This is a genomic window from Aurantimonas marianensis, assembly GCF_024195285.1.
Classification (GTDB): domain Bacteria; phylum Pseudomonadota; class Alphaproteobacteria; order Rhizobiales; family Rhizobiaceae; genus Aurantimonas; species Aurantimonas marianensis.
In genome coordinates this window covers 15,202-29,149 of record NZ_JALHBS010000053.1, presented here as the reverse complement: position 1 = coordinate 29,149, position 13,948 = coordinate 15,202, and the positions used below count along the sequence as shown (strand labels likewise).

The following is a 13,948-nucleotide window of genomic DNA, read 5'->3' as shown; positions in this document are numbered from 1 at the left end:
CAATGACCAGACTGTTGTCAGCCCTTCTCGCCGCGGGCGTCGTCTTCGCGCCGATGTCGGTCGCGATCGCACAAGACTCGGCCCCGCCCGCCGGGACCGTCGAAGCCGCGCCTGCCGCCACCGCCGAAGGCGGGCAGCCGGCGGCTGAAAATACCGAGGCCGTACAGCCGGCCGAAGCCGCCGCAGGGGAACAGCCGGCCGAGGCCGTCGCCTCCGAGAAAATGCCCGAGGAGGAGCATGCCGAGTCCGAAACGCCGCATTATCCGATCAAGAAGCCCGACGAACTGTCCTGGAGCTTCGCCGGCCCGTTCGGCAGTTGGGACATCGGGCAGTTGCAGCGCGGCCTCAAGGTCTACAAGGAGGTCTGTGCCGCCTGCCATTCGATGAACCTCGTCGCGATGCGCAATCTCGAGGCGCTCGGTTACAGCGAAGACCAGGTGAAAGCTTTCGCCGCCGAGTATCTGGTGCAGGACGGCCCGAATGGCGACGGCGATATGTTCGAGCGGCCGGGCATTCCGTCCGACCGCTTCCCGGCGCCGTTCCCCAACCCCGAGGCCGCTGCCGCTGCCAACAATGGCGCGGTGCCGCCGGACTTGTCGCTGATCGCCAAGGCGCGGGCCGCCGAACGCGGCTTCCCGACCTTCGTCTTCGACATCTTCACCCAGTATGCGGAGTCGGGGCCCGACTACATCCATGCGCTGCTGACGGGCTATGAAGAGGCACCAGCGGGGTTGGAGCTGCAGCCGGGCACATACTACAACCCGTATTATCTTTACGGCCCGGCGCTGGCGATGGCAGAGCCGATCTCGGACGGCTTCGTGGAATACGGCGACGGTGCGCCCGAGACGACGGACCAGTACGCCCGCGATGTGTCGGCGTTCCTGATGTGGGCCGCCGAGCCGCACCTCGCCGAGCGCAAGGCGACCGGCCTGATCGTCATGCTGTTCCTCGTCGTGTTCGCCGCGCTGATGTTCCTGATCAAACGGCGGGTCTGGGCGGGCACGCCGCACTGACAGCGGTCATTGTCGGGGGCAAGAACGATCGGAAAAGGGGGCTTTTCAAGCTCCCTTTTTTCTTGGTGAAGGGGCCTCTTGTGGGGCGGTCCCGCTTGGGCGATCAAGGTGCCGAGCAACTGCGGATGGAGGAACCAGCGATGTATATCGCCATGAACCGCTTCAAGGTGCTGCCCGGCGCGGAAGCCGAATTCGAGGCGCTGTGGCTGAACCGTGATTCGAAACTGGGGGACGTCCCCGGCTTCGTCGAGTTCCATATGCTGCGCGGGCCGGCGCGTGAGGGCCACACGCTCTATTCTTCCCATACGATCTGGCAAAGCCTCGCCGCGTTTCAGGCTTGGACCAAATCGGAGGCGTTCCGCGCCGCCCACGGCAGCGCCGGCGGCACGCGGCCGCTTTATGAAGGTCATCCGGAAATCGAGGGCTTCGAGGTCATCCAGACCATCGGCGCGGCGGATTGAACCTCACCTGATGATTTTCGTTCTTCCGAGAGGCCGGTAACCGCATGCACGATTTCGCTGCCGCCATCCGCACCATTGCCGATTATCCCAAACCGGGTATCCGGTTTCGCGACATCACGACGCTGCTGGCCGACCCGGCGATCTTTCGCGCCGCCGTCGACACGCTGGTCGCTCCCTACAAGAACGAGGACGTCGACCATGTCGCCGGGATCGAGGCGCGCGGCTTCATCCTCGGCGGGGCGCTTGCCCATCAGTTGTCGGCCGGTTTCGTGCCGATCCGCAAGAAGGGCAAGCTGCCGCATGACACGGTCCGGGTCGCCTATAGCCTCGAATACGGCGTCGACGAGATGGAGATGCACCGCGATGCCGTCAGCCCTGGCCAGCGCGTGCTCCTCACCGACGATCTGATCGCCACCGGCGGTACCGCCGAGGGCGCGGTGAAGCTGTTGCGCGAGCTCGGCGCCGAGATCGTCGCCGCCTGCTTCGTCATCGATCTGCCGGATCTTGGGGGGCGCAAGAAGCTCGAGGCGTTGGGCGTGGACGTCCGGACCCTCGTGGCGTTTGCCGGTCACTGACGCCTAGAGCGCCGCGCGTCCGTTCGGACGCGCAAGGGACACTCTAACATTTTTGATTGGGCCTCGGATCATCCAAAAACCGGATTCCGGTTTTCGGTCCGATGCTCTAGCAGGACCGCCGCCGGCGGGCGGGAACCGGCAGCGGCGTCAGTCGCGCGCCGCCGACAACGATTTCGCCAGACGGGGGACGTCGGCGCTGGCCGCGACTGCCGAGCGCCGGAATTCGTTGAGGAGGTAGCCGCCCACATCGGTTTCGGCCATCGGCGGACTGAAGTAGTAACCCTGCAACTGGCTGCAGTTCAGCTTGCTGAGAATGGCGAGTTGCGCATCATCCTCGACGCCCTCGGCGGTTACGCAAAGGTCGAGGACACGGCCAAGGATCATGATCGTCTCGAGGATGCCGCGGGCGACGGGGTCGTCCTTGATGGCGCTGACGAAGGAGCGGTCGATCTTCAGCTTGTCGAAGGCGAAGCGGCGCAGATAGGACAGGCTGGAATAGCCGGTGCCGAAATCGTCGAGGGCGATCTTGACGCCGATGTTCCGCAATTTGTGGAGTATCTCGACGACCTGTTGCGCGTCGTCGATCAGGACGCTTTCGGTGATCTCCAGTTCCAACCGATCGGGGCGCAGACCGGTTCGCGCCAGCGCGTCCCGCACCGCTTCGACGATGCCGCCATCCTTGAACTGGTGGGCCGAGACATTGACCGCGACCGAGAGCTCTTCCGGCCAGGACGCCGCGGTTCCGCAGGCCTGATGGATGACCCACGCGCCAATCTCCGTGATGGCGCCGATCTCCTCCGCCAGAGGGATGAACCGGTCGGGCGTTACCCGGCCGTGCTCGGGATGCTGCCAGCGCAGCAGCGCCTCGAAGCCGACCGTCCTGCGCGTGCCGTTGTGGATGAGCGGCTGATACTGAAGGAACAGTTCCCCGTTGCCGATGGCATCGCGAAGATCCTGTTCCAGGCGGTGGCGTTCGAGGCGCTGACGGGCCATCGCGAGGGTAAAGAATCGATAGGTCCGCTTGCCTTCCTCCTTGGCGTGATAAAGGGCGAGATCGGCGCTCTTGAGAAGATGTTCGGCGGTCTTGCCGTCCTTGCCCGGAAAGGCGATGCCGACGGACGATCCGACGCACGCCGTTTCCGATCCCAGATCGAACGGCCGGGCGAAGCTCTCCAGGATCGCCGTCGCCAAGCGGCCGGCCGCGTTCTCATCCCGGGCGCTTCGCGCGATGATGGCATATTCGTCGCCGCCGATGCGCGACACCGTGTCCTCGGGGCCGACCACATCCTTCAAGCGGGCGCCGACCGCTTTCAGCAGCCGGTCGCCCATCGTATGGCCACGTGTGTCGTTGATGGCTTTGAAGTTGTCGAGATCGAGATAGAAGATACTGCCGACCGGTCCCTCGCAATCGTCCTCGCGCAAAATCGCTTCGATCTGCTCGGCGAAATGGGCCCGATTGGCCAAGCCCGTCAGGCTGTCGTGATGAGCCAGATAGTGGATGCGGATTTCAGCCTCGCGAGCGGCGGTGATATCCGACGCCACGCCGCGAAAGCCGATAAACTCGCCGCTGCAATCGAAGATCGGTTTGCCCGAAATGGACATCCATCGCGACGCTTGCCGCGCGCCGACTTCGATGACCTGATCGCGAAACGGTGTCCGGGCCGCCAGATGGTCTGAAATCGGGCTGTGGCCTTGGAACATCCCGCCGGAGCAGGAAAGGATGGATTGCAGCGTCGTGCTACCGTCGGGCGGCATATCGTTCGCGGCCTGGGCCTTACAGCGGAACTGCGAGAAGCGTTCGATGCCGCGGGTGAGCGTTCCGCCGGCATCGGTTTCCCATAGCCAGTCGCTGGTTCCTTCCTCGAAATCGCGCAGCAGGAGTTCGATAATGGCCGACTGTTCGGCCAGTTTCTGCTGATCCTCGAAACTTGCCTTGATCAGTTGAGCGCGACCGAGGCCGCTCTGGATGACGATGAAGGAGAAAGCGCAGAGCAGGATCGTGAAAAGAATGTCATGCGGGTTGCCGGAAAGAAGCAGGGCCGTAGCCCCCCCTGCGATGACGGGGAGCATGTAGTTGAGCATGGCGGCGGGGAGCGCGCAGAGGGCGAAGGCGCTGCCGGAAATCAGCCCCACGACGATCGTCGCGGCGATCGCCTTTCCACCGCTGTCAGCCGCCGGGTAGATGACGAGGATGGTGATCGACCACCAGGACCCGAGCAGCAAGGCGGAAAGCTTGGCGCGTTCTATGGCGCGCCGCGATGCGGTCTGGAGGTATCCCGACTTCACGATGCGGTCCCGTGATCGGGCGGCGGCGAAGACGAAGTAGAGAAGCGGGGCGCACCAGATTAAAAATGCCGAGGCCAGACCGGCCTCATGGGCGACAGGAAATATGACCGTCGCGCTGACCATGTTGCCGAGCATCATGATCGGCGTGAATTTCAAGATGTTGTTGATCTGGACGCCGCGAAAGCGGGACGACAATTCGGTTTCGATAGAAACGGATCGGGGGTTCTTTCTGAGAAAAGGAATTGTAAGCATTACGAAGTGCCGCGAGCCCCTGATTGTCCCAAGGGCATCCAATACCAAACGCACTAAGAAGTGGTGAACTGGAGCTGTTGCATGTAACCGTAGATGCGCCTTGTGCTCGCGCCGCGCGCTGCGCGCTCCGGCAGCGGAACCGTGCGCACAGGGATCTTCGGATCGATTCGCCATTCACGTCAGTCGGAAAGACGGAGACCGGCAAGGGCCGGCGACACGAGAATGTGATCGTCGACAGCCTTGGCGGGCCGCCTCGTGCGGTCAGTCGGTGCCGCTGAATGCCGCCCCGTCGAAGGAAAATACCGGCTCGCCGTTCTGGTTGACGCCAAGCGTGGTGAACTCCAGGACGCCCCAGCCTGGGCGGCTGGCGGATTTCCGCTTCGCCGTCACGGTTTGACGGAAGGTCACGGTGTCGCCGGCATAGACCGGTTTCAGCCAGCGCAGATTGGTGACGCCGGGGGAGGGCCCCATTTTCGGTGCCGGGTTGCCTGCGGCGATCCATTCGCGAGCATGGGCCGCCCGGGTGTCGACATTGAGCCGCATGCAGACAGCGGCGGTGTGCCAGCCCGAGGCGCAGAGCCCGCCGAACATCGACGCCTTGGCGGTCTCCTCATCGAGATGAAAGCCTTGCGGGTCGTATTTCGCCGCGAAACGCTTGATCGCTTCGGCCTCGAAAGTGTGCGAGCCGAGTTCGATCGTTTCGCCGACGGTGATCGTCTCCCAGTAACTCATGCCGCCGCCTCGCGGGTCAGGAGGAACAGCGTGTGTTCGCTTTCGAGAACCGTTTCACCGCGTCCATTGCGCAGGGTGGTGGAAATCCGCGCGAGGCCGATCGTCGGGCGTTTGGCCGACAGTCGAGCGGAGAGCACGCATGCCGTACCGTAAAGGGTATCGCCGGGTCTGACAGGACGCATCCATTTGACGAAATCGACGCCTGGTCCGCCCTGCGACGTGGAGTCGAGCACATAGGCGTCGGCCATCATCCGCATCATCATCGCGCAGGTGTGCCAGCCCGACGCCGACAGACCGCCGAGCATGCTTGCCTTCGCCGCTTCTTCGTCCAGGTGGAACGGCTGCGGATCGAACTCGGCCGCGAATTCGATCACCTCCTGTTTCGTAACCTCGTAGGGGCCGAGGGCAATCTCCAGCCCTTCGGTGAAATCCTCGAATGCGCGCACTGTCGTTCTTCCCTTCAACAGCCTCTGGCGGCCACAGCGGAGACGATCACGAATCGAAACCAGTCAGTTAGGTTCAATTGTTGAATTTGAACATCAGAACGTCACCGTCCTGCACGACATACTCCTTGCCCTCGTCGCGGGCCTTGCCGGCTTCCTTGGCGGCACTCTCGCCGCCGAGCTCGACGAAATCGGCAAAGCCGATGGTCTGGGCGCGGATAAAGCCTTTCTCGAAGTCGGTATGGATGACGCCCGCCGCCTGCGGCGCCTTGGCGCCGCGTTTGACGGTCCAGGCGCGCGCTTCCTTCGGTCCCGCGGTAAAATAGGTGATCAGGTCGAGGAGTTCGTAGCCGGCCTGGATCAGCCGGTCGAGGCCGGGTTCGCTGAGCCCCATCGCCTCCAGATAATCGCCGACTTCCTCGGCCGGAAGCTGGGCGATTTCCGATTCGATTTCCGCCGAGATCACCACGGTACGGGCGCCCTGACGTTCCGCCATTGCCGCCACGGCCTCGGAATGCGCGTTGCCGGTGGCCGCGTCGTCCTCGGCGACGTTGCAGACGTAGAGGACGGGCTTGGAGGTCAAGAGATTGAGGTTCCGCAGCTCGCGCCGCTCTTCCGGGTCCATGCCGGCGAGCAGCACGCGCACCGGCTCGCCGGCCTGCAGCTTCGCCAGCGCCGCTTCCATGACCGGCAGCGCCTGCTGCGCTTCCTTGTCCTTGCCGGCCGCCTTCTTGCGCGTGGCGACGGTGCGTCGCTCGAGACTCTCGAGGTCCGACAGCATCAGCTCGGTTTCGACCGTCTCGGCGTCGGCGACGGGGTCGATCTTGCCCTCGACATGAACGATGTCGTCATTCTCGAAGCAGCGCAGCACGTGGACGATCGCGTCGACCTCGCGGATGTTCGCGAGAAACTGGTTGCCGAGCCCTTCCCCCTTGGACGCGCCGCGCACCAGGCCGGCGATGTCGACGAAGGTGATCCGCGTGGCGATGATCGCCGCCGACTTGGCGATACGGGCGATGTCCTTCAGCCGCGCGTCCGGCACCGGCACGTCGCCGGTATTCGGCTCGATGGTGCAGAACGGGTAATTCGCGGCCTGGGCGGCGGCGGTCTTGGTCAGGGCGTTGAACAGCGTCGATTTGCCGACATTCGGCAGGCCGACGATACCGCATCTGAAACCCATGGGGTGTGGTCCTTGTCTTCGAGCGGGGCGATCCCGGCGGAGCTTTGGCCCCGCTCAGTCCTTCGACCCGAAAATTCGTTTCAGCATCTCGGCCATCGGGCCTTTATCCGGCACCTTTACCGTCGGGCCGCTGCCGCGCGCCTGACGGACATGGCTTTGGCCCTTGCCATTGCTCTTGGCCGGCTGCGTCACCGTGGAGCCCCTGGCGCCCGCCGGCTCGCTCGACCCGGTGGCAACGCTCACCTTGTTCATGAACAGGGCGTCATTGCCGGCGACCAGACTGTCGACGTGACGGGCGATGGCCTCCAGCAAGGGATCGAGCCAATCCCGGTCGACCTTGGCGAAATCGCCTAGGACATGCCGCGTCACCGCCTCTTTCACGCCGGGATGGCCGATGCCGAGGCGCACGCGCTTGTAATCCTTGGTACCGAGATGGGCGTCGATCGATCGAAGCCCGTTATGGCCGCCATTGCCGCCGCCGGTCTTTACCCGCAGCTTGCCAGGCGCCAGATCGAGTTCGTCATGGATGACAACGATGTTCTTCGGCTCGATCTTGAAGAACCGCGCCGCCTCGCCGACCGACCGGCCGGACTCGTTCATGAAGGTCTGGGGCTTGACGAGAAGCACCTTCTCCGTCCCGATCTTGCCTTCGGCAATCTCGGCGGAAAACTTCTTCGACCAGGCAGAGAAGGAGGGGTTCCTGGCGATCTCGTCCACCGCCATGAACCCGATATTGTGGCGATTGCCGGCGTAACGGGAGCCGGGATTGCCCAATCCTGCGATCAGCAACATCGCCCGGCTCCTTTTTCTCGTATAAGTCGGTCGGCGGGGCCGCTCGCTTACTTGTCCTCGTCGGACTCACCCTCGTCAGTCGACTCCGCGACCTCGGTCGCCTCGACCGCGTCAGCCGCCGCGGCTTCCGCCGCCTCGTCTTCCTCGGAACGCAGCGCGGCCGGAGCCGCGATCGTCGCGATGGTGAAATCGCGGTCGGTGATCGTCAGATCGACGCCCTTCGGCAGCGTCAGCGCCGAGGCATGGATGGAATCGCCGATATCGAGACCGGTGAGATCCAGGGTGAACGCCTCGGGAATGGCGCTTGCCGGGGCGACAACCTCGACCGCATAGCGCACGACGTTGAGAACGCCGCCGCGCTTCAGGCCCGGGGCATCGTCCTCGTTCTCGAAGTGAACCGGGATTTCGACGGTCACGCGGGTCTTTGCGGAAACGCGCAGAAAGTCGACATGCATCAGAAAGTCGCGGACCGGCTCCAGCTGATAGTCTTTCGGCAGCACCTGGATCTTCTTGCCGTCCAGCTCGATCGTCGCGACATGGGTCATGAAACCGCCGGCGTGCAATGCCAGAAAGGTTTCCTTGTATGGGATGGCGATCGGCTGGGGATCTTGCTTGTCGCCGTAGATGACGGCGGGAATCATTCCGGAGCGGCGAAGATGTCTGGCGGCCCCCTTGCCGACCTTGTCGCGCGCCTCGGCTTTGACCGTGAAGGTCTCGCTCATGGCTATATCCTGTTGTTTGCGAGGTGGTCGCGCGGACGTCTTGTCCGAAACGACGAAAAGCGGACCCGTCGGCAAAAGCCGACCAGACCGCTCAACTCCGCGCTGCCTCCAAGGGTGTCCGCGCGGACGGCGTGGCTATAGCGCAAGGCGCGGGGAGGAGCAAGGCGCGCGAGGTTACTGGTGCGCACGTCGCGCCTCGCCGTTCACAGCACCTTCAGATCGTGCAGGCCGCGATCGATGAGCTCGCGGATGAAGCGCTGATAGGGCAGGCCGCGCTTCTTCGCCTCGGCCTTGACCAGCGCGAGCTGCGATTCGGGCAGGCGCATGTTCACCCGCGCGGTCTTGTTCTCGAACTCGAACTTGACGCGTTTGAAGCCAGAAAAATCGTATTCGGAGAGATCGGCGGTATCGATGAAATGCTCGGCTTCCTCGTCCGTCCTGAAAACGGGAAATTGCTTCAGCGGCTTACCCTCTGGTCTGCTCATATCGAAGCACCTCCTTCCGGTGCATGTATCTTGCGCTGATCGGTCTGATTTTTCATGCCGTCCCAGTGCCGACGGAGCGTGAAGACAATGAAGACAGAACGGCCCCCGGCAGCCCTGCCGACGGCGTTGTATCGACTTTCGACCGGACCACGCCCCCGGTCCGGGTAAACGTCTGGTCCAGTGGTCAGCGCCGCTTCGATCTCGTCACGCGAAACGCCGTGCTTGCCGCATTTCGGCCAGTTGCCGTCGTCCCAGTCGAAACCCGCGATCCGTTCCAGCACGACCGTCTCCGTCGATGTGTATGAATGTACACACATCGCCCGTCCTCGGCAATGCCGATCCTGTTGTGGATTCGGGACGGTGGTTCAGTCCCGCCCGGCCGCAGGCGCCTTCCACCCGTCCGGCAGGTCAGGATTGCGGGCATAGCCGGGACCGATGGTCAGCGGGGCGGGCGGCACGACGGCGCCGGAGATTTGCGAGGCGACGGTGAAGGCATCCTCGAACAGCACCGCGCCGTCGCCATTTTGAACGAGGCGTACCGTCACGCGGTAGGGCTTGTCCTTTTCGATGCCGCTGAGGGGCGGAGAGCGCAGGCCGTATCGCTTGCTGCGCGGCGTCAGCTTGGCGCTGACGAGAAACGGCGGTCCGCCGGCGGGGTCTTCGAACGACGCCTCGATGCGCGAATAGTTCCGCACCGGCTTCTCGACGATGGCGGTGAAGCCGTAATAGGCGTCCGCGACACGGTAATTGAAGATGAAGCCGGAGCCGGCGATGGTCAGATACGGCTTGTCGGCGACGTTCTCGCGGGTCGCCAGGCCAATGGCGAGCAGGATCGCGACAAGGCCGATGCCGGTAAGCAGCACCTGCCGGACGCTGATCTGGTCGAGGCGGCGAAACATGGCCGTACTCCCGATTCTCGGGGGCAGGCCATGGATGTTACGCCGCAAATCGGTGCTCGGCCAGACGCGATTGGGCGCGCAGCGATCGCGCCGACGCTGTCAGTCCGTCAGTCGAACAGGCTGGAGACCGATTCCTCCGAGGCGGTGCGGGCGATCGCCTCGCCGAGAAGGTTGGCCGTGGTTACCACTCGGATATTGGGAGCATTGAGGATCGCCTTGGTCGGCTGGATCGAGTCGGTGATCACCAGCTCCTTGAGGCTCGACGCGGTGATGCGGGCGGCGGCCCCGCCCGACAGGACGCCGTGGGTGATGTAGGCGGAGGCGCTGTTGGCGCCGGCCTTCACCAGCGCGTCGGCGGCGTTGCACAGGGTGCCGCCGGAATCGATGATGTCGTCGATCAGGATGCAATTGCGGCCGGTGACGTCGCCGATGATGTTCATCACCTCCGAATCGCCCGGCCGGTCGCGGCGCTTGTCGACGATGGCCAGCGGCGCGTCGAGGCGCTTGGCCAGCGCGCGCGCGCGCACGACGCCGCCGACGTCCGGCGAGACCACCATCAGATTCGAAAGATCCTGGTGCGCCTTCACGTCGCGCGCGATGAGCGGCACGGCGAACAGATTGTCGGTGGGAATGTCGAAGAAGCCCTGGATCTGCCCGGCGTGAAGATCCAGCGTCATGACCCTGTCGGCGCCGGCCTCGGTGATCAGATTGGCGACCAGCTTGGCCGAAATCGGCGTGCGGCCGCCGGCCTTTCGGTCCTGCCGGGCATAACCGAAATAGGGTATCACGGCCGTGATGCGGCGCGCCGAGGCGCGGCGCAGGGCATCGATCATGATCAGCAGTTCCATGAGATGATCGTTGGCCGGATAGGCCGTCGACTGGACGATGAAGACATCCTCGCCGCGCACATTCTCCTGGATTTCGACGAAAATCTCCTGATCGGCAAACCGCCGGACCATGGCGTCGCCGAGAGGCAATTCCAGGTAGCGTCCGATGGCTTCCGCAAGAACGCGATTGGAATTGCCGCTGAACAGTTTCATCGCGTTCTTTCCGGTAGTCGGGCCACCGATGGGGCAAGCGCTATCGCATGCCGTTTTGGGCGGTGTCCTTAGCGAGGCCGATCAATGGAGGGGCTCATAACAACATCGCGCGAATCGTCAACCCGCGCGGTTTCGCAGTGCGGCAAGAATCACCGAAGCGGCATAGAAGGGGGAGACGGTGCTCAGCCGGCGCGGGGCGCCAATCCTCAGACCTCGCTAAAGGTCCGCCTGGCGACGGCTTCGAAGGTCGTCAGATCGACCGCCGCCCACGGATCGTCCGTCTTGCCCGGAATGGTTTCCTGGCCCTGGATACGCTTGATGCGCTGGTCGTTGGCGTCGAGCACGTCCCAGACATAGACGAGCGTCGTCGTGGAGCCGTCGTTGAATGCCGAGAAATAGCCCTTGAGCCGGACATTCGCCACCGCTTCGGAAGCGGGCCGGATGCGCAGGCCCTGCGCAGCCGCCGTCTCGGAGAGCGCTCGGGCGAGCAGTTCGGCCTTGTCCTGCGGCGTCCCGACCAGCGGCAGGAACTGAATTTCGCCGGTGGTCCGGACGGTGGCGGTGGCCGGCGTCGCCGCCGGTGGCGGAGCGGCGGCCATCTGGGCAGGCGGCGGGGCGAGTGGCTCGGATGCGAGCGGGGCGGGAGGGGGAGCGAGCGGCTCGGCGGCGACCGCGGCACGCCGAGGCGCAAGCGGCTCGGATGCGGGAGGTGGATAGGCCGCGGCCGGAGACGTGGCGGCGGGATAGGCCGCGACGGGATACTGGGCCTGCGGCGAGGCTCCTATGTTGTCGCCGGCTGCCGCGGACATGGAGCCCACCGGGGCGCCGAGCATGCTGGATGAGCCGATGTCGACGCTCGGCATCGGACCGTTCGGCCCCATGCCGATCGTCCCGTCGACGCCGGTACAGGCGGTGAGGACCGTGCTGAAGGTGACGGCAATGACCGGCGCGCGGCGGGCGGTGCGGGTTTTCACGGGAGCTGTTCCCCTGCCGTTTGCGATTCTGGCGTTCAGCCAGGCGAGCGTCAGCAATCTCTTGCAGGGAAACGTTAAAAAACCCTCGAAATCGGCGGATTCGCGAGATTACGCTAGAGTGAGATCGAGCGGCAGCCGCGACAGCGGCTCAGGCTCTGCCGTGGTCGTCAGATAGGTGCGGCCGAGCGTCATCGCGGTCTCGCTGTCGGAATCCATGATGATCATGTGGGCGAACAGCGTCATGCCCGGCTCGATCAGCACCGGATTGCCGGAATAAAACATTGGCATGTCCATCCAGGACGGCGCGTAGCGCGCGCCGAGCGAATAGCCGCAGGCGCTGAGCCGGTGTCGCGCCAGCTCGTGCGCCTCCATGACGGCGGCATGGGCGTCGAAGACATCGCCGAAGCTATTGCCGGGCTGCATGGTCGCCTCTACCGCTTGCAGCGCCTCGCGCGCGGCGGCGTGAAGTTCCAGGTGCCGGTCGGAAGGCCGGCCGACGATGACCGTCCGCATCAGCGCCGCGTGATACTGCGCCTTGACGCCGGCCCATTCGAGCGTGAGTTGGTCGTTCTCGTCGAGTTCGCGGCGGCCGGACTTGTAGCGGCACAGCAGCGCGTCGCGTCCCGACCCGATGATGAAGGGATTGGCCGGATAGTCGCCTCCCTCTCGAAGGATCTCGCCTTGCATCGCCGCGAGGATATCGGCCTCGTCGGCGCCCGGCCGGATCAGCGGCAGGGCCGCGTCAAATGCATCGTCGGCGAGGCGCGCGGCCTCACGCACCATGTCTATCTCCGCGGGGCTCTTCACGGCCCGCAGCAGGGGGATCAGCGACGAGGCGTCCTTCAGCGTCGCGAACGAGCCGAGCCGTTCCTCGACCTGCTGGCCATTGGCGGCCGTCAGCCCGTGCGTGGCCCATTCGACGCCGATGCGCGCGCCCAGCAGACCCATCTCGTCCAGCATGTCGCGCAGCTCGATGACGGGCTCGGCGCTGCCTCGGTCACGCCAGACCGCGATCGCATCGAGAATCGAGGTATGGCGAGCCTGGCGCAGATCGGCCGAGCGGGTCAACAGGCGCATCTCGCCGTCCGCCTTCACCACAAGGCACTGGAAGAAGCAGAAGCCGAAGGAATCGTAGCCGGTCAGCCAATACATCGAATCCTGGGCGAACAGCAGCATCGCGTCCAGCTTTTGCTCGCCCATTTCAAGGATCAGCCGGTCGCGCCGCGCCTCGAATTCGTCCCGTCCGAAATGCAGCATCTGTCAGCCTCTCAGAGCGATGGCGGATAGCTGGCGCCCGTAGTCGGGTTCGCCGCGATGGGTGGTGCGCCGGTAGGAGAAGAATCGGTCGGGGTCGCCATAGGTGCAGGTGCCGACGAAACTCGCCGCGACGCCGCTCGCCCGCAATTGCGCGAGGATGAAGCCCGGCAGGTCGAATTGGCGTTTGTCGGGCGACGCCCCGCCGAGGAAGAAGCGCTCGCGTGCCGCATCGCCGTCGAGGAACTCGGCCATCATGCTGACGCCCACCTCGTAATTGGCCGGCGTGATCGTCGGTCCCAGCACGGCCGTGATCGAATCCCGGTGCGCGCCGGCGCTCTCCATGGCGACGATCGTCGCTTCGAGAACGCCGCCCAGCGCTCCGCGCCACCCGGCATGGGCCGCGCCGACCACACCATTCCGAGGGTCGGCGAACAGCACCGGGCCGCAGTCGGCGGTCACGACGCCGATGGCAAGTCCTGGCCGGTTGGTGACGATACCATCGACGCGCGGTCGGTCCCCCGTGAATGGTCCGTCGACCACCACGGCTTCCCCGGAATGGACTTGCCAAGGCGTCGCGAGATCGTCCGGCGTCGCGCCCAGCGTGACCGCCGCCCGGGCGCGATTCTCCGCAACGTCCTCGGGCCGGTCGTTCGATCCGGCACCGACGTTCAGCCCCTCATAGAGACCGCCCGACACGCCGCCGAGGCGTGTGAAAAAGGCATGGCTGATGCCCCCGGAACCGGTCAGGCGGTCCGAGCGGATGAGCGCCGTATCGGCAATGGGAGTGGCGGGGAGCGTTCGGCTATCGGACATGGCGCGGGATGGTGGTGGAGGGGT

Annotated in this window: 16 protein-coding genes; 3 read left to right on the top strand and 13 right to left on the bottom strand. The window is 64.7% G+C overall.

What is annotated here, in order from left to right:
• Nucleotides 1–221: 221 nt before the first annotated feature.
• The 3 genes from MJ956_RS09885 (at nucleotide 222) to MJ956_RS09875 (ending at nucleotide 2,049) form a co-directional block, all read left to right on the top strand.
• Nucleotides 222–1,013 (top strand): cytochrome c1, encoded by a 792-nt coding sequence (locus MJ956_RS09885; RefSeq protein ID WP_253964347.1) that lies wholly within the window; start codon nucleotides 222–224, stop codon nucleotides 1,011–1,013.
• Between the two features lie 140 nt (nucleotides 1,014–1,153).
• Entirely contained in the window at nucleotides 1,154–1,474 is a 321-nt protein-coding gene (gene hmuQ, locus MJ956_RS09880) for a heme-degrading protein HmuQ (protein WP_253964305.1), read from the top strand.
• 44 nt (nucleotides 1,475–1,518) lie between these two features.
• Entirely contained in the window at nucleotides 1,519–2,049 is a 531-nt protein-coding gene (locus MJ956_RS09875; protein WP_253964304.1) for an adenine phosphoribosyltransferase, read from the top strand.
• A gap of 147 nt (nucleotides 2,050–2,196) precedes the next feature.
• Here the strand turns inward: MJ956_RS09875 and MJ956_RS09870 are convergent, their stop codons facing one another.
• The 13 genes from MJ956_RS09870 to pgeF form a co-directional block, all read right to left on the bottom strand.
• Entirely contained in the window at nucleotides 2,197–4,530 is a 2,334-nt protein-coding gene (locus MJ956_RS09870; protein WP_253964303.1) for a putative bifunctional diguanylate cyclase/phosphodiesterase, read from the bottom strand.
• A gap of 318 nt (nucleotides 4,531–4,848) precedes the next feature.
• Nucleotides 4,849–5,319: a MaoC family dehydratase gene (locus tag MJ956_RS09865; protein WP_253964302.1), complete on the bottom strand. Its 471-nt coding sequence runs from the start codon at nucleotides 5,317–5,319 to the stop codon at nucleotides 4,849–4,851.
• Nucleotides 5,316–5,765: a MaoC family dehydratase gene (locus tag MJ956_RS09860; RefSeq protein WP_253964301.1), complete on the bottom strand. Its 450-nt coding sequence runs from the start codon at nucleotides 5,763–5,765 to the stop codon at nucleotides 5,316–5,318. The genes MJ956_RS09865 and MJ956_RS09860 overlap by 4 nt, the downstream gene beginning before the upstream one ends.
• Before the next feature lie 73 nt (nucleotides 5,766–5,838).
• Complete coding sequence (gene ychF, locus MJ956_RS09855; RefSeq protein WP_253964300.1) at nucleotides 5,839–6,942, bottom strand: redox-regulated ATPase YchF; 1,104 nt, start codon at nucleotides 6,940–6,942, stop codon at nucleotides 5,839–5,841.
• A gap of 54 nt (nucleotides 6,943–6,996) precedes the next feature.
• A complete protein-coding gene (pth, locus tag MJ956_RS09850) occupies nucleotides 6,997–7,734 on the bottom strand; it encodes an aminoacyl-tRNA hydrolase (protein WP_253964299.1) in 738 nt (245 codons plus the stop codon).
• Between the two features lie 47 nt (nucleotides 7,735–7,781).
• Nucleotides 7,782–8,456 (bottom strand): 50S ribosomal protein L25/general stress protein Ctc, encoded by a 675-nt coding sequence (locus MJ956_RS09845; protein ID WP_253964298.1) that lies wholly within the window; start codon nucleotides 8,454–8,456, stop codon nucleotides 7,782–7,784.
• 203 nt (nucleotides 8,457–8,659) lie between these two features.
• Nucleotides 8,660–8,941 (bottom strand): CopG family antitoxin, encoded by a 282-nt coding sequence (locus tag MJ956_RS09840; protein WP_253964297.1) that lies wholly within the window; start codon nucleotides 8,939–8,941, stop codon nucleotides 8,660–8,662.
• The gene (locus MJ956_RS09835) at nucleotides 8,938–9,258 is read right to left on the bottom strand and encodes a BrnT family toxin (protein WP_253964296.1); all 321 of its coding nucleotides are present in this window, start codon (nucleotides 9,256–9,258) and stop codon (nucleotides 8,938–8,940) included. The genes MJ956_RS09840 and MJ956_RS09835 overlap by 4 nt, the downstream gene beginning before the upstream one ends.
• Nucleotides 9,259–9,306: 48 nt before the next feature.
• Entirely contained in the window at nucleotides 9,307–9,840 is a 534-nt protein-coding gene (locus tag MJ956_RS09830; protein ID WP_253964295.1) for a hypothetical protein, read from the bottom strand.
• 107 nt (nucleotides 9,841–9,947) lie between these two features.
• Nucleotides 9,948–10,880 carry a ribose-phosphate pyrophosphokinase gene (locus MJ956_RS09825; RefSeq protein WP_253964294.1) on the bottom strand — a complete coding sequence of 311 codons (933 nt, stop codon included), beginning with the start codon at nucleotides 10,878–10,880 and terminating at the stop codon, nucleotides 9,948–9,950.
• Between the two features lie 206 nt (nucleotides 10,881–11,086).
• Nucleotides 11,087–11,854: a hypothetical protein gene (locus MJ956_RS09820; RefSeq protein ID WP_253964293.1), complete on the bottom strand. Its 768-nt coding sequence runs from the start codon at nucleotides 11,852–11,854 to the stop codon at nucleotides 11,087–11,089.
• Between the two features lie 108 nt (nucleotides 11,855–11,962).
• Nucleotides 11,963–13,111 (bottom strand): M24 family metallopeptidase, encoded by a 1,149-nt coding sequence (locus MJ956_RS09815; RefSeq protein WP_253964292.1) that lies wholly within the window; start codon nucleotides 13,109–13,111, stop codon nucleotides 11,963–11,965.
• A gap of 3 nt (nucleotides 13,112–13,114) precedes the next feature.
• Nucleotides 13,115–13,924 (bottom strand): peptidoglycan editing factor PgeF, encoded by an 810-nt coding sequence (gene pgeF / locus MJ956_RS09810; protein WP_253964291.1) that lies wholly within the window; start codon nucleotides 13,922–13,924, stop codon nucleotides 13,115–13,117.
• Nucleotides 13,925–13,948: the final 24 nt, after the last annotated feature.

Bases quoted from the DNA above. Each gene is read 5' to 3' on its own strand.
- MJ956_RS09885 (WP_253964347.1), top strand. From the start codon at position 222: ATGCCCGAGGAGGAGCATGCCGAGTCCGAAACGCCGCATTATCCGATC.
- hmuQ (WP_253964305.1), top strand. From the start codon at position 1,154: ATGTATATCGCCATGAACCGCTTCAAGGTGCTGCCCGGCGCGGAAGCC.
- MJ956_RS09875 (WP_253964304.1), top strand. From the start codon at position 1,519: ATGCACGATTTCGCTGCCGCCATCCGCACCATTGCCGATTATCCCAAA.
- MJ956_RS09865 (WP_253964302.1), bottom strand. From the start codon at position 5,319: ATGAGTTACTGGGAGACGATCACCGTCGGCGAAACGATCGAACTCGGC.
- ychF (WP_253964300.1), bottom strand. From the start codon at position 6,942: ATGGGTTTCAGATGCGGTATCGTCGGCCTGCCGAATGTCGGCAAATCG.
- pth (WP_253964299.1), bottom strand. From the start codon at position 7,734: ATGTTGCTGATCGCAGGATTGGGCAATCCCGGCTCCCGTTACGCCGGC.
- MJ956_RS09845 (WP_253964298.1), bottom strand. From the start codon at position 8,456: ATGAGCGAGACCTTCACGGTCAAAGCCGAGGCGCGCGACAAGGTCGGC.
- MJ956_RS09840 (WP_253964297.1), bottom strand. From the start codon at position 8,941: ATGAGCAGACCAGAGGGTAAGCCGCTGAAGCAATTTCCCGTTTTCAGG.
- MJ956_RS09835 (WP_253964296.1), bottom strand. From the start codon at position 9,258: ATGTGTGTACATTCATACACATCGACGGAGACGGTCGTGCTGGAACGG.
- MJ956_RS09830 (WP_253964295.1), bottom strand. From the start codon at position 9,840: ATGTTTCGCCGCCTCGACCAGATCAGCGTCCGGCAGGTGCTGCTTACC.
- MJ956_RS09825 (WP_253964294.1), bottom strand. From the start codon at position 10,880: ATGAAACTGTTCAGCGGCAATTCCAATCGCGTTCTTGCGGAAGCCATC.
- MJ956_RS09815 (WP_253964292.1), bottom strand. From the start codon at position 13,111: ATGCTGCATTTCGGACGGGACGAATTCGAGGCGCGGCGCGACCGGCTG.
- pgeF (WP_253964291.1), bottom strand. From the start codon at position 13,924: ATGTCCGATAGCCGAACGCTCCCCGCCACTCCCATTGCCGATACGGCG.